Here is a 23292-nt window from a genome sequence, read left to right as displayed (position 1 = left end):
TCAAACCAATGCCCTGTACCCCCCAGGCAGTTTTTTCCAGTATTCTTTTACTGGGTTTCTTACAAGGCTAATTGCTCCCAGCCCTGTGACTACTACTTGTTTAAATTCAAGTGGCATTAGTATCACCTCCAGTTTTGCGGAACGCGATCGCCATCTCAGTTTTGAAACTAAGCCAATAGCCAAAAATCGCGTAGAACATGAATTTGTAAGAAGTCAGCGCTTTCCATAGTTTTATTGGTTCAAAAATAACGTTGATCGTGCCGTCAAAGAGGCGTTGATACTCATTCCAAGCACGAGAGTTTGTGCCGAACCAGCGTGTATCGTGATAAGGTTGGTCAAAGAAATCTACCGGCTCCCAGCCTTGGTGACACCCCAAGGATTCAATAGATTTGCGAGTATAAAGATGAAGGTGATAGGGAACATGAACCGGATTATAGTAATCGGAAACATTGGGCTGGGTTAGGTCGATATTTGCTGCGTTTGGCGTGCCAATCAGAATATGACCGCCAGGGGCGAGAAGGGCATCCAACTCGCACAATAGTGCTTTGGGATCTTCAACGTGTTCGATTACATCTTGGAGCAAAATGTAATCGAAAGGGCCTCGCTGGAGAGTTGCGCGATCGCCAAATCCTTCCTTTGGGGCATAAGGGTCATATCCGTGGCAATTTGCAAAGCCGTTTTGTCGCAGATACTGTACAAACATACCGTTGGCGCAGCCATAATCGAGCAGCGAATGAGCTTTAGAAAACCCCTGCTTTGTCAGTTGTCGGCATAGATTCCCATAGGATAAGCGCAATGGTAATTTAAGTACGGTTTGGGCAAAAGGGTATTTTGCATAGTAGTGTGCGAGATGAACGACATCTAAACAATGAATCGTCATGCAACCTGGGCATCGCCAAACCTTGAATATCTCATCTCCAAAAGCTTTGACGTTACAAGAAAACGTTACGAACGCAGATTCGTCATTCGGATCAATGCGATGATTGCAGATCAAACAGTCAAGGCGCTGTTTGTTTTTTCTTGGCTTATAAAATACGGACAAGGCAGAATTTTCAAGATAGTTAGGATTTGAGTTAAACTCAATCATGTCAGTTTCACCTAACAAATGTTCTTAAATGTTGAAAAAGTATCTAAGTTCCCTCACATCCTACTTAGACTTTTCAAATTTTTATAATCCTTACTCACCCCTAATAGTTTCTGATAGTAATTGCTAAGATTTTGACATCCTTGGTCGAGAGAAAACTGCTTCGCATCTCGCGAGGCGTGTTGAATAACTTCTGTGTTATTGATGGATAATACTCGGTGAATGCCATTCGCTAATCCATCAACATCATTAGCTGGGACAAGATACCCATTGACACCATCGAATATATACTCTGACACCGCGCCGCTATTAACAGTGACAACGGGAATACCTGAAGCCATTGCTTCCACGATTGTTCGCCCAAAAGTTTCGTAAGGTGAAGGGCTACAAAATACATCACATGAAGCTAATACATTAGCCTTTGTTTCTCCCAGCAGAAACCCTGTAAAGTGGATATCGGGAACTTGTTGGGCAAGACGTTTTAATTGGTTAACGACATTCTCAGGCCCATCACCAGCAATTATTAGAGAATAATTAGGGTATTGGCGTTTTAATTTCCCAAAAGCTTCGATTAGTAAATCGGCTCGTTTCTCGAAGCCAAGACGGCCCAGAAATAGTAATACTTTGTTGTCTTTCTCTTTAGCGCTTAACCACGGTTCTAACCATTTCCGGTTCCGACGACTGGGGCTATATGTGGAAACATCAATTCCTAAAAAGGGAATTGTATTAACCTTGGGAATTCCCAATTCTTGACAGCTTTGGCTTGCCGATGTACTAGCGCATACTGTCATATCGATTTGACGATATAAATAACTTGCTAACTGAGAACTACGCGCAGCATTTCGCAACCATTGCCAACCCGGATAAGCTGCTGAAAAATTGTACAGGTCGGTATGATATTCGGCTATGTACGGAATATGATACTTTCTGGCATAGCGTCTACCTGGTAACTGCCATGTGCTTAATAAGAAAAAGCGTTCTACATCCGTTATTATAATCAAATCAGGTTGGTAGTAAGCTAGCTTTTTTCTGATTTCCTGTGCTGCGCTAAACTTGGGAACATGAGTCAATTTATAAGGTAGCCAAGGCTTTGACGGATAACGTTCAATAATCAACTTTCCTTTTAAATTTAATGGTGCTAATGGGGTATCTAGCGCATTTTGCCAATCGGGTGCAAATACAACCACACGATACATCTCCTGCTTGGCAAACCATAAAGCGCGTTCCCAGTTGAAGTGAGAAACACCACTCACGTCAGGAGGAAAGCCGGTTACAAGAAAAGCTAGGGTGTACATTTTAGAGGAGTCCATTAAATTCAATCCTCATATTTATTCAAAACAAGCAGAAATTTACAAAAGAGAATTAATTTTGTATTCAGAGAAGACAGCTTATATCAAATCCGTTTGTACAATAATTGTTTTTAGTCACACATTCAGGAAGTAAACCTCTCCGAGGAGCCAGTGGTTTTTATGCGATCGCATAAAAACCACTGGCGGATGTCAGACAATAAAATTGTCGGCGCTTAAGTTACTGGCAGTAAAGTTCTCCAGGGTGACTAGCGTCCGGAAAGTATCGCGAGCATCGCCGACTGGGTTGATTTGAACCGCCGTACTAGAACCCAGTTGAACCAGCTGCACGTAGTCATCAAATGGCTCTGTGCTTCTGTAATTTGGGCTGGCGAAGATGGGACTAAGGTCGATGAAATCCTCATTGGCTGAAAAATCAGTTATAGTGTCGCCCCCGTCTTTGTAGCTGTTGTAGACAAAAATATCGCTGCCATCAAGACCAGTGATAATATCCCGACCTTTGGCACTAATAATCCGATCGTCGCCATTAGTGCCAGTAACATTCTTTCCACTTGGTTTATTGTTAGCAGTACCTGTAAAGCTTTGCAGGCTTCCGGAGTTTGCATCCAATTTGGCTACCCAGCTATCGACACTTCCAGCAGGGCTATCCCCAAAAGAACTCTCAGTAGCGCCTGTAACGTAGAGGCTACCAGTAATGTCATCAATGCTAACACCGAGAGCCTGATCGAGATTAGGAGTGCCAAACTGTTGAGTCCACTTCCGGTTTCCATTGGTGTCGTACTTGACCACCCAGGCATCAAAAGACCCGGCATTGGTTCCTTTCAAGCTCTTATCGGTATATCCTACAACATAGATATTGCCAGCTAAGTCAGTCTCCACGCCAAAGGCTTCATCATCACCACTCGTACCAAACTGCTTAAGCCACTTCTGGTTTCCATCGCTGTCATACTTGACTAACCAAGCATCATAAAGCCCAGCATTCTTTCCCCCCAAGTCTCCTAGAGTCCATCCTACAGCGTAGGCATTGCCCTGAGTATCGGTATCCACATCCCAGGAGAATTCATAAGTCGAAGTCCCAAACTGTTTAACCCACTCTTGGTTCCCATTGGTGTCATATTTGCCTACCCAGGCATCATAAAGCCCAGCATTCTTTCCCGCCAAGTTGCCGAGAGTCCATCCTGAAGCGTAGACATTGCCATCGCCAGTGACTGCAACGCCGTAAGCTTCGTCGAAATCAAGATCGCTGGGATTAGCGCTAGTACTATCAAACTCCTTAAACCACTGGCGCTTGCCATTGGTGTCATACTTTGTTACCCAGTAATCGTCCGTAGCCGGAAGCGTTCCTCCTGGTTCGCCTGACTTAACAGTTATTCCCGCTACATAGACATTGCCATCGTCGTCAACATCGACATCAAAGGACTGATTAATAATGTCAGTTCCGAACTGGTCAATCCATAACCGTTTGCCACTGCGGTCATACTTGGCTACCCAGGCATCAGTAGACGTTCCTTGCTTGGGTTCCGCCAAATTGCCTGCGGTAATTCCTGTTAAGTAAACGTTGCCTTGGCTATCAGTAGCCATACCATAAACAGTGTCAGCACGGGAAGAACCAAACTGTTTAATAAACGTCTGGTTGCCATCGCTGTCATACTTGACCAATAAGGCATCGCGCTCCCCAGCATTGGCTCCTCCCAAAGAACCACTGGTTCCTCCTGCGGTGTACACATTACCAAAGGCATCCGCAACTACACTAGCAGTGATGTCAAAACGGGAGGTTCCCAATTGCTCAGCCTGCTTTACTACTGGCTTATTAGGTGGGGTGTTCCCTTTTCCCTCATACCGGAAATAGCCACCCTTTAAACTCAGATCGTAAACAAAAGGCAAAAAGCCAATAAATTCAGATGTACCTTTTTTCGGCTGATAGTATATCTCTGTTCCCAGACCCGATTCTGCCAGTAGGTAGTCTTGTCGAGAACCGTGTAGTTGAATGATATCCTGGCTGGGGTTGAAGTCTAAAATTAGAGCAAAGTCCTTGAAACCGCCATCTACGTAGTAAGGCTGTTTTGAATCACCAAGAACAAATCTGTCTGTCCAATCACGCGGATTGGGCGGCTGTATTATTGGCAAGTCGCCGATTAAAATATCAATTTGAACTTGACCGGCTTTATTATTAAAAGGGTCAAGCCCAATCAGGGTATCGTTGCCATCGCGAGCATAAATGACTTGATTTTTTGCGGTCGCTGCGGCAAGGTCGCTGCCAGGAGTGTAAACTTGAATCGTAAATTCTGGGATAGTGACTTCATTGCTAACCCTGGAGATTTCACTTTCTCGGAATCCTTCGGGAAGGTTCTTTTTAGGGTTCTTCTTAGACTCCGGGATATCCACTCCAGACTTACCCGAAAACAGGTCTTTAACCTTTTTGCTAATACTCCCGCCTGGTTTGATTCCTTCAGCTAAAATCTGATCGTAAAACTTCTGCTTGTCCACAAGTTACTCCTCCGATATTAGTTGCTAATCATTAATTGCTAATGATTAGTAATTCCCCTCACAGCAAACATTCAAACTAAATGAACAGTTTATCAATCAACTGGTACTCATGCCCGCACTTTTGGTGCATTTAGAAATCCACTACGATTGAAGTATGAGAAATAGGTTTTCAGCAGTTTAGAGTCTACGCGAGGACAAGCGATCGCAGAATCTGCAAGCTTGGTTACTGTATCTTGACAGTTGAGTTTGACTCTTCGTTGTCCTAGTCCGGCGAAGGTCAGTTGTTCATCAGACCATCTCCGCAGAAAGAAAGGTAAAAGACCGCTTAAAGCATTGTCTTTAGAACCAACTGTTTCTATTAACTCTGCTTCCCATTCTTCATAGGAAATCTGTCGCACTGGATAGCCCAAATCATCGATCCAATTTGCTACTTCATCCCAACTCGAAAAGTTAGGATTATTTAAGTGAAAAGCTTTTCCGATTGATTCTTTCTGCCTTGATAGATAGACAACCGCTTGGCTGACATAATCCACAGGCACAATAGTTATGCCACAGTTCATATTTGGCATACTACCCATTTGGATACAGCCTTTAAGAAATCGGCAGGTAAAATCATCTGTATTCCAAATTCCTGTTTTGCTGTCTCCGGCAATTAAAGGCGGTCTGTAGATAGAAACTGGAAGTCCGCGATCGCGTGCTATGGTAACTAACTTTTCCGCTACCCATTTTGTTTGGGTATAACCAAGGTCTATTCCCTCAATATGAATAGTTGGCTCTGATTCTTTCACCTCCTTTCCGTAATAACCAGATGAATCAAAAACGGCATCAGTTGAAACATAATGCAGGGGTTTGACTTTAAATTGACAAGCTAACCTGAGGATTTCTTGCGTACCCAAAACATTAGTTGGCTTTAATGCTGAATAAGGATAAACAAAATTCAAAGTTGCCGCATTGTGATAAATAATATCAATTGTGCGGGCAAGATTTTTAAATTGTTCTGTTGAAAGCCCCAACCGTGGCTGAGATAAATTTCCAGCAATTGAAATAATTCTCGAATTGTACTTCTCCTTCCATAGGTCGTAAGATTTCAGATTGTTTCGGATTTTCAGCTTGCCTACTTCAGCATCAGCAGCCCGTACTAAGCAATAGATGTTTGTGTCAGTCTGTTCGAGGAGTTCTTTAAGCAAAAAGGCTCCTAAAAATCCACTGGCACCAGTTAGGAGAATCGAAGCTGCTCCCGTCTGCTCATTTGCTGTGTTGGGATTAATTGCCTCATCTAAGACAGCTTCATCGTAGAGATTTAAGACATTTACTGTCACATCTACTGTAGAAATATCTGGTGTCAGTTGCTTAAGCAATAGGGCTGCCAGGAGGGTAATGTTTGATGCTTCTAGAAACTCCCTGACAGGTAATTCGATTTGTAATTGAGAGCGAATCAAACTGACAACCTCAACTGCCATGAGAGAGTCCATTCCTAGATCAAATAGACCTTGCTGCGGATCTGGCAATTGAGGTAAGCGCAGCACTTTTGCAACTTCACTTTGGAGGTGAGTTATTAACAGAGAGTGGTGATCGCTTACAGGAGTTGTCTCCAATCGTTGTAGAATCTCCGATCGTTGCACCGACTGTTGTGGCGTTTCGGGAGATCGCACCTCAAGCAGTTCTAATAGCGATCGCTTTCCTCTGGCTTCATAAAGGTCTTTGAATAAAGTCCAATCGACATTCGCCACTGTTGTCTGAACGCAACCTGCTCCTAGAAGATATCCCAAGGCGGAAAGTGCTTGCTGTGGTTGCAATGCTTCCACTCCCATCCGCGTCAAGAATGTCTGGAATTCTTCTAGCGCCATACCGCCGCCAGCCCAAGGGCCCCAATTTACACTTAAAGCTGGTAGCCCAAGTCCAAGACGATAATGTGCCAACATATCTAGGAAATGGTTCGCCGCCGCATAGTGCGCTTGTCCTTTAGAACCCCACACCGCAGATATTGAGGAGAAGCTAACGAAAAAGTCAAGCTTAATTTCTTGGGTAAGTTTATGCAGAATCCAAGTTCCTACTAACTTCGGACGCAACACAGAGTTAAGGGCGTTTAAATCCATATCTGCGATCGCTTCATATCGAGAAACCCCAGCAGCATGAATAACCCCTCGTAGGGGTGGCATTGAGGCTTCAACTTCCTCAAGCACTCTGAGCATATCCCCCCCATTGCAGACATCTGCCTGAGCAACTAAAATCTCGGCTCCTGCTTGCTCCATCTGGGTAATAACTTCCCGCGCCTGGCTGGAAACTGCACTGCGTCCAGTTAGTACCAAGTGTTTAGCGCCCTGTTCCAGCATCCACTGGGCAACTTTCAGCCCCAAGGCTCCCAAACCCCCAGTAATCAGGTAAGTGCTATCAGCATTTAACGCCACGCCTTGAGATTCTGGTAGTTCCTTTTGCACCAAACGGGCGACATAACGCTGTCCATCCCGGAAGGCGAGATGGTCTTCCCCTTGTGCATTCTCAATTTCTGCTAACAGCTTCGCGGCTTCATCTTCAGTTGCTTCAGGGGCTAAATCGAGCATTCCACCCCACAATTCCCGGTGTTCCAGAGCCACGACTTTGCCCAGTCCCCATAAGGGTGCTTGAGCAACTCCCGGAAGCGAACCACCAACTGGTACTGCACCCCGCGTTACTAACCACAACTTGGGTTGGGAATTGGAAATTGAGAATTGATTTTCTTTCCCAGTCAGAGTTTGCAGTAAATTTAGTACACTAGCAACGCCTAGAGTTTGTGCATTTTCTAGAGAGGGAATTGTTAACTTATCTGCCAATCCCGCCTCTAAACTCCACAGGTGGAGGATTCCCTGTAAAGGTGGATTCCCTATTTCTTGGAATAAACGCTCAAAGTCGGCTGGATTGGAAGGGTTGATGGTGTAAGTTCCGGGTTCTGTGGTTTGATAGGTGTCTCCCGGATAGACCAGAATACAGTTGCAGCGATCGCGCAAAATCGCTAAATTTTCCCCTACACCCCCCAAGTCTGCAAAAATCAGCCAACGGCCAGACCTCTCCCCTAGCCCCTCCCCTCGCAGGGGAGGGGAACTGGACTCAGGAGCCTGAATCGTTTGGTTTTCCGTCAACTGACGCGGTTTAAGTTGCCACTCTATCTCATACAGCCAATCTTTGATAGATGCTGCTGTTAGCGGCTGTTTATTTTGCTTAACTAATAATTCCAGCAGCTTCGGCAATAATTTCAACTCATCTTCTGAAAGTTTCCCTATGGTTTCTAACTGCTGAATTAGCTGTTGAGTATCCCCCTGGTTCAGAAGCTTAACCATTGGGGTGAGAGGCTTTTCGTTTGAGTGACCATTTTCAGAGAACTCTACCCAATACCGCTGTCGCTGGAATGGATAAGTTGGTAGTTGCAGACGGCGACGGGGGTAATCTTGGTCAAAGCCAGACCAGTCTACAGCCACTCCACGCACATATAGTTCTGCTAAACTCTGGAGGATTTGCTGCCAATCTGAACACTCTGGACGCAAACTTGGTAAAGATGCGAATGTCTCTGCATCTGGCAAGCAGTAGCGTCCCATCCCCAACAAAATCGGCTTCGGACCGATCTCGACAAATACCTTATAACCCTTCTGATAAAGGGTTTCCATGCTCTTGGCAAATCTGACTGGCTCAAGCACATGACGACACCAATACTCAGGGGTGGCGATCGCATCTGTTGCTAGTTCCCCAGTAACATTGGAAACTAACTTGACTTTTGGCGAAGAATATGGAATTTCTGCGGCGACTCTCTCAAAATCTGCCAGCATGGGCGACATTAAGGGAGAGTGGAAGGCATGGGAAACGGTCAACTTTTTCGTCTTGATGCCTTCAGCTTGCAAAGATGCGATCGCTTGTCCGACAGCCTCAGCCTGACCAGAAATAACAATACTCTTTGGGCCATTAATGGCTGCGATCGCAACCTCTTGGATATATGGTTGGATGACTGCTTGCACTTTGCTTTCCGAAGCAAACACCGCCACCATCTCACCACCTGCGGGCAAAGCCTGCATCAAACGGGCGCGTTCGGCAATCAATTTTAGACCATCTTCCAGGCTGAATACCCCCGAAACACAGGCGGCGACATATTCCCCTACACTATGACCCATGACAACATCCGGAGTTAGACCCCAAGATTTCCATAACTGGAAGAGTGCATATTCCAGTGCAAATAATGCAGGTTGCGTGTATGCGGTTTCATTTAAAGGGGAATTCATCCCAGATTCGGGATATAGAACTGATAGTAAGGGTTGTTCTAAATAAGGACGCAGAATGCGATCGCAACCATCAAGTGCTTGGCGGAAAATAGGTTGCGTTGCGTAGAGTTCGCGTCCCATCCCCACATACTGCGAACCTTGACCAGTAAATAAAAATGCTATTTTCGGGCGCTTATTGCTTTTTACCGGGTTGCTGACCAGTCCGACAGTTTCTTTACCAGCAGCAAAAGCCGTTAACTGCTCTTGCAACTGCACAGTAGATTCAGCTGTTACAGCAAAACGATGGTCAAAATGCGATCGCGCTGTATTTGCAGTAAAGCAAACATCCTCCAGGGATGCTTCAGGATGCGTCGCGAAGAAATTTGCATAACGTTGTGCCAATTCCCTCAAAGCGTTCTCAGTCTTTGCCGAAAGGGTAAGAAGATGCAGAGGACGTTCGAGAGTTGTGATATCATCCGTTGGCTGATCGCACGTCACCCCCAACCCCTCTAAACTTGCCCAGATGGGAGCGGTAGCAGGAGGCGGGGTAAGGTTCTGCGGTGCTTCCTCCAAAATTGCATGGCAATTCGTCCCCCCGAAACCAAACGCACTAATCCCAGCTAAGCGTCTCTGTGTACCAACATCCCAAGCTTGAGACTCAGCAGGAATAGCAAAGGTCGTCCCTTCCAAAGAAATATAAGGATTCAGCTGCTTGAGATGCAAGTGCGGTGGAATTTCTTTATGTTGTAGCGAAAGTACCACCTTGATGACACTAGCCATCCCAGAAGCAGCTTCCAAATGACCAATATTAGTTTTAACCGAGCCAATCCAACAAGGTTGATCTGGCTCGCGATTCTGCATTAGCACAGCTTTTAGAGATTTAAATTCGATGGGATCTCCTAAAGATGTGCCAGTACCATGAGCTTCAACATAGCTAATCTGCGTTGCTTGCACATCAGCATTTTCCAAAGCTTGACGGATCACCGCTTGCTGAGAAGGGCCATTCGGTGCTGTGAGTCCATTGCTTAGGCCATCTTGGTTAACAGCCGAACCTTTGATAACTGCTTTAATGTTGTCTCCATCTCGGAGAGCATCCGAAAGACGCTTGAGGACTACAACACCGCATCCTTCTCCCCGGACATAACCATCCGCACTGGCATCAAAAGTCTTACAGCGACCGTCCGCCGCCATCATCCGCGCATGGGAGTAGGTAATAAATGGCTCCGGAGACAGCATCAAACTGACTCCACCTACCAAGCACAAATTAGACTCTCCACTCTCCAAACTTCGGCAAGCATAATGCAATGCAACCAGAGAAGAAGAACAGGCAGTTTCAATTACCACACTTGGCCCGCGCAGATTCAGAATGTACGATAGACGATTGGCGGTAATAGAGAGGGTATTGCCAGTGCCATCGTAAGCGTTAACCAGGTTTAAATCTTTGGTTAGCAATCTGCAATAGTCATAGTTGCCGATTGCCATGAAAACCCCTGTTTGAGTGCCACTCAGCTTTGATGGCACGATTGCGGCATTTTCCAGGGCTTCCCAAGCTACTTCCAACGCCAGCCTTTGCTGGGGGTCCATTCGCTCCACCTCGCGGGGAGCAATCCCAAAGAAGCTGGGTTCAAATTGATCCACTTGTTCCAAGAAGCCACCCCAGCGGGTACTCATTTTTCCCGGCTTACCTGGTTCTGGGTCATAGAATGCGTCAATATCCCATCGCTCTTTTGGCACTTGCGCGATCGCATCCACACCGTTACTCAATAGTTGCCAGAAGGCTTCCGGATCGTTAGCTCCCGGAAAACGACAACCAAGACCAATAATTGCTATAGGTTCCACTGCAAAGCCTCTCATGGTCAATTTTCAGGTCGGGATTACTGTCGGGAAACCCAACCATTTATCCAGTTGACAGGACACGAATGGTTGAGTACCGAAGACCCAACCTACACCGCACTTTCTTAGGCGACAGACTTAGGCGACAGATCGGGATAACTCGTCAAAAGCCTTAATATTAGTTTTGATAGCCCGCTCAATCGAGCCTCCTGTAGCCATCAGGCGCATTTCACGGTTGACAGGCCAAAGGTAATCCATCTCCTCAAAAAACCTACGCAAATCTATCAGCAGGCGTTGGTGATACTTGAGATTTATATAGAAACCCTCGTGTTCTTGACACAAACACTTCTCAACCCACTGGAGTGCTTCTTGGGAGGACATATTAAATACAGGAGACTGAAGCAACTTGTAAAACGAGAGCATGAAAGAAGCATCAGTTCTAAATATCCCCGGTAGTCCCCCAGAAAGACCGCTCAAACCGACACTTTGCGCCCGATAGATCGTTACATTAGCGATGAATTTCTCATATGCTGTTGGCTTCGAGAAATCCTTATACAAATCTTGAGCGATTAGCTCGCTCGTTGTAGTGTGAAAAGATTCATCCATCAGATGGTTATAGGAGACAGCTGTCGGGGCTGGGATAAACTCGCCTTGCCTCTCTAAGTCCCTGTAGTATTGGACATAGCGGTATTCATAGTTCTTGAGCAACATATTGGCTAAAAACCGCGTGACGTAGAACACGCAAGCCAAGAAGGGCGAACTGCCACAGTTTAAGGTAAAAAACTGTAACATCGGTTTTGGCGCTATTTGCCCCAACAAGCCAGTCGTTTGTGCTGGAATAAACTCGCCTTTTTGCTCCAATTCTCTCAAATAGTGGGAATAATACTGTGCTTGGTTCTTCAGCATCACCTTATTGGTGATAAAGCGAAAGGCGGTGTCCTGAAACGCCGACATCGGCGAACTTTGCAAGTTAAAGCTGAAAAGTTGTGGTTGATTTTTGTTCAATTGGTTTGACTTCCCTTGCTTAGGCGCACTAAATGCTGTCTTCCCTAGCAGGGCTTTTTTTGTTTTATAACCAATTGTGTGAAAAGCATGAATGTGATGACGTTCCTGTTCTGTTTCTAGGTCTAGTTCTTGGCAGAGTGTTGTGTAATCACTCATCTGAGAAAAAACGCCAGCAGTCACCTGATTGTAAAGTACGGCATTAGCTTCGGTAGCAGCAGTTTGGTTATACTGCGTTGCCCAATAAACGTGATTTAGAGCTTTCTTTTGGGAGTCGGAGGCTTGTTCATAAAGTGGGGTGCCGTAAAGCATTGAAAGCTCCGGCTGACTCCAATAATAATCGCTGTTGCTGCTGTAGTTGAAGTTTTTGTCTAATTCCTCGATTTTCTCAGTGTAGTCGGAATCAGTGTTCCGACGATAGTTGATTTCGGTGATTTTGATATGCTTTTTTACCTTCTCCTCCGATAAACTTGAAGATTCAAATTTTAAAGCTGGTGTTGCTGTATCTACCATAATTAACCTTTTCCTAAAAGCGTAAGAGTGCAAATGTTGATTCTTCTTTCACTAGGAATTTCTTATTTCCAGTTCCCAGTTTCCAGCCCCCAGTCCCCAGCCTTACACTTTGATTTTTAATTCCTCAGCCAAATGCCTAGCCAAACCCTGAATAGTAGGGTAATCGTACAGTAGGGTTGGATCGAGTTTTCTTCCCATCCAATCTTCCATGTCCCCGGTCATACCAACTGCTGCTGAAGAGTCTAGACCGTATTGGTCAAAGGGAATCGTGACATTAACTTCATCCGGCTCGATTTCTAGTAGTTCAGCTAGATAGGAGACAATCCACGCTTGAATTTCTGGTGCCGTCGGGGCTTCTTTGATAATCATTCCCGAAGCCGTAGACATATTTGTGGCTTGAAGATTCTGGATTTGCATTGTTTCAACCTTCAGGGGTTCAAGTGCTGTTTTTTGCTGACTGTCAGTTGTACTGATGGCTAAGAAATGAGTGCCATAAATGTAGGTAAAGCTGCTGTTTAGACTCCAGCACAACTGATATAAATTCTCAAAATTTCCTGTGCCTTTGGTTCAAGCCGTATTAGCTTTATTTGCGGTTGAACTAATGACCAAGCTGACAAAAATTGGCTTCAGGTTGCCATTATGACAAAAAGATATTTTTTAAAGACAACCTGATATCGACGATTTCTTCTCGCTTATCGTGCGAAATGGTGCCTGAGAGCTAAAAAGTTCTCATTGATCTAATCTCCTCTTTGTTTACTCTTCCCCAAGAATATTAAAGAGGCTGCTACAAGAAGCTTAGAAAATGTTTGATGCTATTACAATGATTAATTTGTCGATCTGACTAACAATTCTTTCGATCTTGTTTGTGTCGATCTAGCTGCGATTGGTGTTTCTCCAAGCTTGGGGAGTTGTGCCGTGGAATTGGCGAAACTGGCGGAAGAAATGAACCGCATTGTGATAGCCCACTTTAGGAGCAATATGCTCTACTGCCTGGTCAGTCTCTAGAAGTAAGGAACGGGCTGCTGCCATCCGGCGCTGGATTATCCAGCGTTGCACGGTTTGTCCGGTCTGTCGTCGGGTCAGGTTAGTTAAGTAAGCTGGGGAGTAACCAACTGCTTGAGCGACATCGCCGAGAGCGATCGCGCGATGATAATTAGCCTCGATGAAACGAAATACCTCACTCAAGGGAGGGTTGCAGGGAAAAGTTAAGTCCGCGGCAGTTGTTATTGTTATAGTGGCAGTTTCTGTGGATGATGCTGCTGGGACTGGCGGAGATGGTTGGGAGTATAACTGCCGAAGGACGGTCTGTTTTTCCAATTGGGCAGCGATCGCTCGGTGTAATTCTTCTAAACTACAGGGTTTGGTGAGATAGTCATCCGCTCCCAGTTCCATAGCTTTGCGAAGATCGTTCCGAGTCAGCTTGGCAGTGACAAAAATGAAGGGGATAATCGCTGTCACTGGGTTAGAGCGCACCGCCGTCAGAACATCGTAACCATCGAGTTCCGACATCATAATGCCGGAAATTATCACATCGGGTAAATTCTCCTGTGCCAGATGAACCCCAACTCGACCGTTATCAGCACTGATAGTGTAGAAACCTTTAGCTTTAAGACCTTTGAGAAAACGGTTTCGGGTAGGGGTTTGCTGTTCAATTACTAGAATTTTTTTCATCACATCTGCTCCCATACACACCCTTATCCACAAAGAAAATAAGGAAAATAGCTACTCTGTTGTCAGTTGCCGTTATAAGGTTGGAAAGTTGCTAGAACAGAACTTCGTTTCAACTTGACAGCTCTTAAGATGACGACTGGCTAAGGCGTGTCAGCTTAGCTGTTTGCCTGTGGATAATTTCTGTAATACGGATTCGACCTCAGCCTGTAGATTGAGAAACTTAGATTTGCCCTGAGGATTCTCACTCCAATCCTCGATGACATTCAAACTTCCACTGAGAAACCCAGACCGACAAGCATGGCGTTGAATTTTACCACTCGAAGTCTTGGGGATACTGCCAGTTTTCACCAGCACTGTTGCATAAATCTGTAGAGCGTGTTCCGCCGCCACAGCCTGGCGAATAGCCCCTACTACTTCATTCACATCCAGCTTCCGCAGGTAAGTTCGCTCAACTTCCTGAACGATTACCAGTCGTTCGCCTTTTAATTCCACCGCAAACGCTGCCCCACAACCAGGCCGCAGTGCTGGATGGCTCTTTTCTACTGTCAGTTCAATATCCTGGGGATAATGGTTTTGCCCCCGGATGATAATCACATCTTTAATCCGCCCGGTGATAAACAATTCGCCATCCTGCAAAAATCCCAAGTCCCCTGTACGCAGAAATGGCCCTTCTTTCGTATCTGCTAGATAGGCGTGGAAAGTTTTTTCTGTTTCCTCTGGTCGGTTCCAATAGCCGTCAGCTACACTCGGCCCGGATACCCAAATCTCTCCGATTTGGGTATCTAGACACGGGGTTAAAGACTCAGGATCGACAATCAGGATTTTCTGGTCTAACCAAGTCTGACCGCAACCGACAATTGTCCGGGTGCTTTCCGACTTGCCAACAGATGCCACTACGCGGTTTCGCTCAAGGGCTGCGCCATCAACCTGACGAATAATCGGTGGAGCTTTTTTCAATCCTCCCGAAACAATCAGGGTTGTTTCCGCCATTCCGTAGCAGGGGTGAAATGCTTCTTTGCGGAAACCACAATCAGCGAAGGTGCTGGCAAACTGCTCTAGGGTTTCGGCGCGGACGGGTTCAGCTCCGGTGAAAGCTACTTCCCAGCTACTCAGGTCAAGAGTTGCTCGTTGTTCTGGGGTAATTTTACGAATACAAAGGTCATAAGCAAAATTAGGCCCGCCGCTAGTAGTCGCTTTATAGCGGGAAATAGCTTCTAGCCAGCGGAAGGGTCTTTGCATAAACGCTACTGCTGGCATCAAAACCATCGGCGCGCCAACATATAGGGGTTGCAGCACTCCCCCAATTAATCCCATATCGTGGTAGGACGGCAGCCAGGTTACGCCCTGAGAGTTGGGCGTATCAGCGAAACTCTGATGGATCAAGGCGGAGTTGTGCCACAGGTTGCCGTGAGTGATCATGACTCCTTTGGGCGTACCCGTAGAGCCTGATGTGTATTGAATAAAAGCTAGGGTACTCTGGCCCAAGCCTGGTTTCTGCCATGTCTGGGCTTGGTCGCTGTTGATGTTATCTGTGGCTAGCCACTGCAATCTGCCGAATTCTGCATCTTCGGTAAAGCGATCTTCTATGCTGCCAGACAAGGATATGGTTGTGAGGGCTATTGTTGCTTGGCAAGAAGATGCGATCGCTTGCAATCGGGACATATTCTGATTGCGCCTTGGTGGATATGCTGGGACAGCTACAACAGAGGCATATAAACACCCAAAGAAGGCAGCAATGAACTCTAAACCTGGTGGATAAAGCAGCAAAGCACGAGAACCTGGGGCATCCAGGCTCTGAAGTTGAGATGCGATCGCTCGCGCTTGTCGATCCAATTCTTTGTATGTCAGCGTAACAGCTTCTGTTTCTCCGTCCTGCAAAAAGGTATAAGCTGTAGAGTCTGGCTGATTTTTCGCTCTGTAGTCCAGCAGGTCTACCAAAGTCGAAAATTCATGCCCGATGTCCGTCGAATAATCTAAACAAGTAGTCATTCCGTACTCCTAAGAATATCTTCAAATACCTGCTTCCCTATGGATATCAGTTCATTTCCTTTAGGGACAATTCACCGAATCAACCTAATTTTCTATTGAAAAAACCGTAACTTTGTTTACTCTCCTGTCAGGTTATCCCAAAAATTCAGTAAATATTTATTTGTTCAATAAATATACTTTATCCAAGTTTCTATAAAAACTAATTCATTCAGCTCTTTACTTCGCTGAAGCTAGATTTTTATAGTTTATATTTGTTACCTGTACAGACAGATAACAGTGGAAATCAAAAAGCTTTCGACCTTTGAACGATTCTCAAAAAAACATTTTCTAGATAGACTTTCTTGAGAAACATACTGTAAATCTCATCAAATATGTAACCCTTGATACCCAAGATGAAAGCCAGACACTTGGTATTTTTTGCTTGTTCATAAGTCTGCAATACTCGACATTACTAAGGTTTCAGATATTTTTACAATCAAAAACATCTCATGTAGAGTTGCAAGTTTTGGCGGTTAGAGAAAAGTTTATTTGCCCTCTCTCAGGCTCGGAACACTTTGTTGAAAATGGATCTTTTGGCGATTTTCTAACGGAAAGCTAGCATACTTTTCATAAATATGTCTAGTTGTTTTTCGCAACTTCATCAAAACAACATAAATGACTACGTGTTTCTACTGGATCAGCCCAAAGGCATACTCAATGTTAAATAAGTATGTTGTTATGGATACATCAGAGTACTAGAGAAAGGATAGAAGTGTTTAACAGCAAAGTTTGTAACTAACTATCTGGAGAAAGAAAAAAGCTAAAAACTAGCTTCGAGGAGAGCATAAGGTTCGGAGTTTCAGCAAAAATTATTATTTGCATCATCCTTTTGATATATTTTCATTCATTTGGCAAGTAGGTTTTCGGCTTTTTTATCAACTTCATCTGAAAAAAGTAGCAAAGACTACTTGAAAAAACTAAATTGGCATTCTAGTATAGAACTCAACGATGAGCTATAAATCCCCAAAATTCCCCAAGAATAAGCAATTGCGCGGCTAACTCACTTACCTGGAGCGCTACTATATCGGTCATTCGTCCAATCTCCATCTTGTAAAGACTAGCCTGATAAAATCACGCAGTAAGTCATAGTAATGTATGTCACTTGCCTGGATAAAAGCCTCATTGAACGAGTGAGTTGCATCAATTAATCTTTGAACCGCAAAATCTCATGAGTCAATGAAGCTGAATATGGCTATAAACACCTGACAAATAAAGTCAAGGGCGAACAAACTCTCGCCGTGACTAGCAGGCTATGTCTTAAGTCCGCCTCAGCGGACGATAGGTGTCGTCTCACTCTTGAGGGTGTGGGTGACAAAAGCGGGATGCACTTTTCCACAGAATTATAGATACGTTTACCTTGAGTTTTGTGAAGTGTTCTCTTGTTCGTCTAGAGGTCTGTCTTTATGAACGATAACCACACATCGGATATTTCCTGAATTGACTCATTCCAATTAAGACAATAAGCTTCTGGCGGTTTAAGATGAGTTTCGCGCCAGGGTTGAGAAATTGGAGCAATGGAGAAGCAGTCAATAAACTATGAAGCCTGATTCTATTTCAAAAAATAAACCCTTTTTGAAGCCTTCAGGACGATGGACTATCATTGCTACAGTTGTCACAGCTTTAGCCCTTAGCGGAGCTGCTTTACAATATGTATTGAGATTCCAACGCAGTGAGTCCGCCTCCTTATCAAATCCTGTAGCGATCGCTCCCACAAATAAAGCCGTTTCTGCTTTAGGACATTTAAGACCAGAAGGGGAAGTAGTTTACTTGTCTGCGCCTACTGCTCTTAATGGATTGGGAGCAAGTCGAGTTGCCAAACTTTTAGTCAAGGAAGGCGATAAAGTTACAACAGGACAAGCGATCGCTATTTTGGATAGCCTGGAAAATCTCCAAACATCTGTAAAACTGGCTTTAGAAGATGTCAAAGTCGCTCAAGCCAATCTTGCTAAAGTAAAGGCTGGAGCCAAAACAGGAGAATTGGAAGCTCAAAAAGCGACTATTGAAGGCTTAGAAGCCGAATTGGCTGGACAACAAGCCGCTCAAGACCAAGCGATCGCGCGGCTTTTGGCTCAGTTTAACAACGCTCGAATCGAGTACCAACGTTATGATAAATTGTTCCAAAGCGGTGCAGTTACAGCTTCACAATTAGATAGCAAGCAGCTGCTCATGAAAACGACACAAGAGCAGCTAAATGAAGCCCAAGTTAATCAAAACCGGATTCAATCAACTTTTCAACAGCAAATAAAAGCTGCTCAAGCAACTCTAAATCAAATGGCTGAGATTCGTCCTACAGATGTGCAAGCTGCTCAAGCTGAAATTGATAGAGCGCTTGCCAATGTGAAGAAAGCTAAAGCAGATTCAGAGCTAGCCTATATTCGAGCGCCTATAGAGGGAAAAATTTTAAAAATTAATACCAGACCCGGAGAGACAGCTGGTAATAAAGGCATTGTTGCTTTGGGACAAACAGATCAGATGAATGTAATTGCAGAGGTTTATGAATTAGATGTTAGCAAAGTAAAAGTTGGGCAAAAAGCTACTATTACTAGCCATGCTTTCCCAGGCAATTTATCCGGAACAGTCACTCAAATCGGGCTACAGGTTAATCCACAAGATGTCTTAAGTACCGACCCCACCGCCGACGTGAATCGGAGAATTGTTGAGGTAAAAATTAGTCTAAACCCAGCGGATAGCCAAAGAGTTTCAGCTTTAACCAATTTACAGGTTAATGTAGTAATTGATATGTAGATGCCCCTGAAAACAATAAAACTATTAATAAATTTTCCTCTTAATAAACCAGAGCAATAATGTTTGATATACCTTTAGCATGGCTGCAACTAACTAGAGAAAAACTTCGTCTGCTGGTTGCTTTAGCAGGCATTGCTTTTGCCGTTATTCTCATGTTTATGCAATTAGGATTTCAAGCTGCTCTCTATGATAGCGCTACACGACTACATCAGAGTTTGCAAGGCGACTTAGTTTTGCTCAGCACTCGTTCTAAGTCTCTGGGTTATACGAGAACTTTTTCTTGGCGACGTTTATATCAAGTTTTGAGCTTTGATGGCGTTGAATCTATTAGCCCTATATATGTTGGCTTTCGAGATTGGAGAAATCCTGAAGATGGAACCTTTCGAGCCATATATGTCTATGGCTTTCGACCAGGAGATTCTGTTTTTAAATTGCCGGAAGTCGCCCAGAATATAGATAAGCTTAAACTTAGTGAAAATATTTTGTTCGATCGAGCTTCTCGTCAAGAGTATGGATCTATTGCTCCAGAATTTGAGCAGGGTAAACTCATTACTACCGAATTAGGCGGGAGAAGAGTCAACGTTGTTGGTTTATTTACACTAGGTCCTTCTTTTGGAGCTGATGGAAATGTAATCGTGAATGATTTAAATTTTTTGGATCTATTTAGAGATCGTAAATTAGGAGAAATCGATATTGGACTTATTCAGCTTAAACCTAATGCTGATGCTCAAAAAATTCTTAAGCAGATAGAAGCTACTTTACCTAAAGATGTTAGAGTTTTAACCCATCAAGGTTTTGTAGATTTTGAGAAAAGCTACTGGAAAACAAGTACACCAATTGGTTTTATCTTTACTTTAGGTGTAGGAATGGGATTCATTGTTGGTACAGTTATAGTTTATCAAATTCTTTATACAGATGTTTCCGATCACCTTTCAGAATACGCGACTTTAAAAGCGATGGGATATAAAAACTTATATTTAGAATTAGTTGTTTTCCAAGAAGCCATTATTCTTGCAGTTTTAGGTTATATCCCTGGATTTGCTCTTTCACTAGGGCTGTACGATTTAACTAAAAATGCTACATTTTTACCTATTGCAATGACCTATGACCGAGCTTTAATAGTATTGCTATTGACAATAGTGATGTGTGCTATTTCTGGTTTTATTGCTGTCCGGAGACTGCGTAGTACAGATCCAGCAGATATTTTTTAAAGATTTACGCATACAAACTCTAGAAAGCTAATGGATCAAAAATCTATTGTCTCTATTAAGTATCTCAATCATTACTTTGGTAATGGAGCATTACGCAAACGAGTTTTGTCTAATATCAATTTAGAAGTCAAAACCGGAGAAATAGTTATTTTATCGGGGCCCTCTGGTTCGGGAAAAACAACCTTATTGACTTTGATTGGGGGGTTGCGCTCTGTTGATGAAGGAAGCCTTAAAGTTCTTGACCAAGAGATTCGGGGAGCCAGTGATGCACAACTCATCAAAATCCGTCGCCATATTGGTTATATTTTCCAATCTCACAATTTGCTGCGCTCATTAACAGCTCAACAAAATGTACAAATGTCTATTAAATTACATGAAAATGTTCCTATTCTCGAAGCACGTAGAAAATCAGCAGATGCACTTGAGGCTGTTGGGTTGGGGAACCGGATTAATTACTATCCAGAAAATCTATCAGGAGGACAAAAACAGCGGGTAGCGATCGCACGCGCTTTAGTGTGTCATCCCAAGCTGGTTCTAGCTGATGAACCTACTGCCGCTTTGGATAGTAAATCGGGTCGAGACGTAGTGACACTCATGCAGCAATTGGTTAAGGAACAGGGGTGTGCTGTTCTCATGGTGACTCACGATAATCGCATTCTTGATATTGCTGACCGTATTGTTCATATGGAAGATGGTCAACTCGTTACGATCAACAGCACGACTCACTAGTTTTATAAAAATTCAGTAATTATGACGGAGGTGTTTTAGATGTGTTGACTAACTCAATCTTATTTAAGGAGCAACCGTAATTGTCCCAGTGTCCCAACCGTGCTAATAACTAGGAGGAAATATGCACATCACGATTTTGACAATTGGTTCGCGTGGTGATGTACAACCTTACGTAGCTCTAGGGCTGGGGTTGCAAGCGGCAGGTCATAAAGTTTGTTTGGCCACCCATGCCATCTTTGAGAATTTTGTGCGTAGCCAGGGGCTAGACTTCGCCCCCTTGGCTGGCAATCTCAAGGAATTGTTTGCAACAGAAGAGGGGCAAGTCATTTTTTCAGAATCCGGTCGCAACACCATTCGCTTCACACGCAACTTTATCGGTAACTTCATCGGCCCGATCATGGAAGACTTACTAGCTGACTCGTGGCGTGCCTGTCAGGGAGCGGAAGCGATTATCAGTATGCCACTGGCGATCGCGGGCTACCATATCGCGGAAAAATTGGGCGTGCCATTTTACAGCGCATGGACTAATCCAGCAACCCAGACTCGTGCTTTCCCCATTCCTTGGGCCCCGACCGGGCTGCGTTTGGGCGGCACCTACAACTGGCTAACCTACATCTTGTTTCAGCAACTTGTCTGGCAATCCATTCGGTCTTCGGTTAACCAGTGGCGGCAAAAAACATTGAATCTGCCCCCCATGCCGCTCACAGTCCCTAGTTGGTTCTATAAGTCGCCCACTTTCTACTGCTACAGCCCTGCCGTGCTTCCCAAGCCGCCGGACTGGCCCGATTGGGTGTACGTTACCGGCTACTGGTTTCTGGATCGCCCACCGGACTGGCAGCCCTCAGCCGATCTCGTTGATTTCCTAGCTGCTGGTTCACCCCCGGTGTATGTCACCTTCGGCAGTATAATTGACCGTAACCCGGAAGCGCTGACAAAGTTGGTGCTGGAAGCAATAGCTCTTACGGGAGTGCGGGCAATCTTGGATATGGGGTGGGGGGGTCTGAGCAATCCTGAATTGTCAGATCAGGTGTTGTGTGTCACATCGGACTCGGCTCCCCATGACTGGCTCTTACCGCAAATGGCGGCTATGGTTCATCATGGCGGTTCGGGGACAACGTTTGCTGGTCTGCGTGCTGGTTTACCCTCAATCATCGTACCCTCCTTTGGTGAAACCTTCTTTTGGGGGCAGCGGGTTGCTGATTTAGGGGTAGGACCGCCACCGATTCCGAAAAAACAGCTGACTGTAGAGCGGTTAGCAGACGCTATCCATACCGCTACCAGTGACAAGACCATGCAGGCTCGCGTGGCTGCCTTGAGCCAGCAGATTCGGTCAGAAGACGGTGTGGCGCGGGCAGTTGAGGGCTTTCAGAACTCTATTGCCAAAAATTTTTCAAGCACTATCTGTAGCGATGCTATAAATTGAAATACCACGACAAATAGTATTTTTGCAAGTTTTTACAACAGAACCCTGCTCAGCAGTCCAGCGATAGCCGCAGTTAAGTCGCAGCGACTATAAAGCGATCGCTCCGTTCTAGTGGCTTGGAGACGTATCTGTAACACCGCCAATTGTGACTACACCAACTTTTAATTCTTGGGTTAGATGTCCTAATCCGAATCCACAAGCATACTTTCGCTTATTCTGCTTCCCGTATGCTGGAGGCGCTGCTTCAATTTTTCGCACATGGTCGAATAGCTTACCATCGTACATAGAAGTTTGTACTATTCAACTCCCTGGTCGAGAAGATCGGCTTAAGGAAGCACCCTTTACTCATCTCTCACCTCTGGTCGAGACACTAACAGAAATTATCCATCCCTATTTGGATATTCCCTTCGCTTTTTTCGGTCACAGTATGGGTGCGCTGATCGGGTTTGAACTGGCTCGTAAACTCCGCTCCGAGCAAGCGCCAACCCCAAATCATCTCTTCATTTCGGGTCGCCGTGCGCCTCAGATACCCGATCGAAATCCTTTAATTCATACGCTACCAGAACCTGAATTTTTGTCAGAGCTACGTCAATTGAATGGTACACCCAAACAGGTGCTAGAACATTATGAATTGATGCAACTGTTAATGCCCATCTTGCGAGCCGATTTTTCAATCTGTGGAACATATACTTACCTAACTGAACCTCCCCTTGATTGTTTTATCTCTGCCTTTGGTGGAATAGAAGATTCCGGAGAGACACCAGAAATGATTGAAAGCTGGAGTGTGCAAACAAGTTCTTTATTTTCCCTAGAAATGCTTCCCGGCGACCACTTTTTTATTAACAGTAGTCGGCCGCTACTTCTAGAAATGGTTGCTAAAAAAATAGAGCAACTTATGGTACTAGGATTTGTGTGAAATCTTTTATAGAACCCATTTGACATCTTTAGGGGACTGAATTAAGCTACACCCAACCCTTGAATCTAAGCAGTATGAAGTATTCCAGCAGCCTCACTGATGCAGAATGGGAAATTCTTG

At 44.7% G+C, this 23292-nt stretch carries 13 protein-coding genes; 5 read left to right on the top strand and 8 right to left on the bottom strand.

The window, feature by feature from the left end:
• Positions 1-106: 106 nt before the first annotated feature.
• From NDI42_RS09715 to NDI42_RS09680, 8 genes are all read right to left on the bottom strand, one after another.
• Entirely contained in the window at positions 107-880 is a 774-nt protein-coding gene (locus tag NDI42_RS09715) for a class I SAM-dependent methyltransferase (protein WP_199311137.1), read from the bottom strand.
• Between the two features lie 260 nt (positions 881-1140).
• Positions 1141-2394 carry a glycosyltransferase gene (locus NDI42_RS09710; protein ID WP_190454863.1) on the bottom strand — a complete coding sequence of 418 codons (1254 nt, stop codon included), beginning with the start codon at positions 2392-2394 and terminating at the stop codon, positions 1141-1143.
• Between the two features lie 189 nt (positions 2395-2583).
• Complete coding sequence (locus tag NDI42_RS09705) at positions 2584-4878, bottom strand: SBBP repeat-containing protein (protein ID WP_190423364.1); 2295 nt, start codon at positions 4876-4878, stop codon at positions 2584-2586.
• A 107-nt stretch (positions 4879-4985) separates the two neighbouring features.
• Positions 4986-10955 carry a type I polyketide synthase gene (locus NDI42_RS09700; RefSeq protein ID WP_190454860.1) on the bottom strand — a complete coding sequence of 1990 codons (5970 nt, stop codon included), beginning with the start codon at positions 10953-10955 and terminating at the stop codon, positions 4986-4988.
• A gap of 117 nt (positions 10956-11072) precedes the next feature.
• Complete coding sequence (locus tag NDI42_RS09695; protein ID WP_190454856.1) at positions 11073-12449, bottom strand: hypothetical protein; 1377 nt, start codon at positions 12447-12449, stop codon at positions 11073-11075.
• Between the two features lie 102 nt (positions 12450-12551).
• The gene (locus NDI42_RS09690; RefSeq protein WP_190454989.1) at positions 12552-12866 is read right to left on the bottom strand and encodes a phosphopantetheine-binding protein; all 315 of its coding nucleotides are present in this window, start codon (positions 12864-12866) and stop codon (positions 12552-12554) included.
• Between the two features lie 456 nt (positions 12867-13322).
• Positions 13323-14120: a response regulator transcription factor gene (locus NDI42_RS09685; RefSeq protein ID WP_190454854.1), complete on the bottom strand. Its 798-nt coding sequence runs from the start codon at positions 14118-14120 to the stop codon at positions 13323-13325.
• Positions 14121-14270: 150 nt separating this feature from the next.
• Positions 14271-16109 carry a fatty acyl-AMP ligase gene (locus NDI42_RS09680; protein ID WP_199311135.1) on the bottom strand — a complete coding sequence of 613 codons (1839 nt, stop codon included), beginning with the start codon at positions 16107-16109 and terminating at the stop codon, positions 14271-14273.
• Positions 16110-17684: 1575 nt separating this feature from the next.
• On the opposite strand from NDI42_RS09680, the gene NDI42_RS09675 reads away from it, so the two are divergent.
• The 5 genes from NDI42_RS09675 to NDI42_RS09655 all read left to right on the top strand — a co-directional run bounded on the left by NDI42_RS09675 (position 17685) and on the right by NDI42_RS09655 (position 23172).
• Positions 17685-18893: an ABC exporter membrane fusion protein gene (locus NDI42_RS09675; protein WP_190454851.1), complete on the top strand. Its 1209-nt coding sequence runs from the start codon at positions 17685-17687 to the stop codon at positions 18891-18893.
• 59 nt (positions 18894-18952) lie between these two features.
• On the top strand, positions 18953-20104 hold the full coding sequence (gene devC / locus NDI42_RS09670) for an ABC transporter permease DevC (protein WP_190454848.1): 1152 nt from the start codon (positions 18953-18955) through the stop codon (positions 20102-20104).
• Between the two features lie 30 nt (positions 20105-20134).
• Entirely contained in the window at positions 20135-20833 is a 699-nt protein-coding gene (locus NDI42_RS09665) for a DevA family ABC transporter ATP-binding protein (protein ID WP_190454844.1), read from the top strand.
• 121 nt (positions 20834-20954) lie between these two features.
• Complete coding sequence (locus NDI42_RS09660; protein ID WP_190454840.1) at positions 20955-22256, top strand: glycosyltransferase; 1302 nt, start codon at positions 20955-20957, stop codon at positions 22254-22256.
• 145 nt (positions 22257-22401) lie between these two features.
• On the top strand, positions 22402-23172 hold the full coding sequence (locus tag NDI42_RS09655; protein WP_313931028.1) for a thioesterase II family protein: 771 nt from the start codon (positions 22402-22404) through the stop codon (positions 23170-23172).
• The last annotated feature ends 120 nt before the right edge of the window (positions 23173-23292 follow it).

The sequence above is a fragment of the Funiculus sociatus GB2-C1 genome (genome assembly GCF_039962115.1).
Lineage (GTDB): Bacteria > Cyanobacteriota > Cyanobacteriia > Cyanobacteriales > FACHB-T130 > Funiculus > Funiculus sociatus.
Note: the sequence above shows the minus strand (reverse complement) of the source record. Positions and strands in the feature narration are given on the sequence as shown.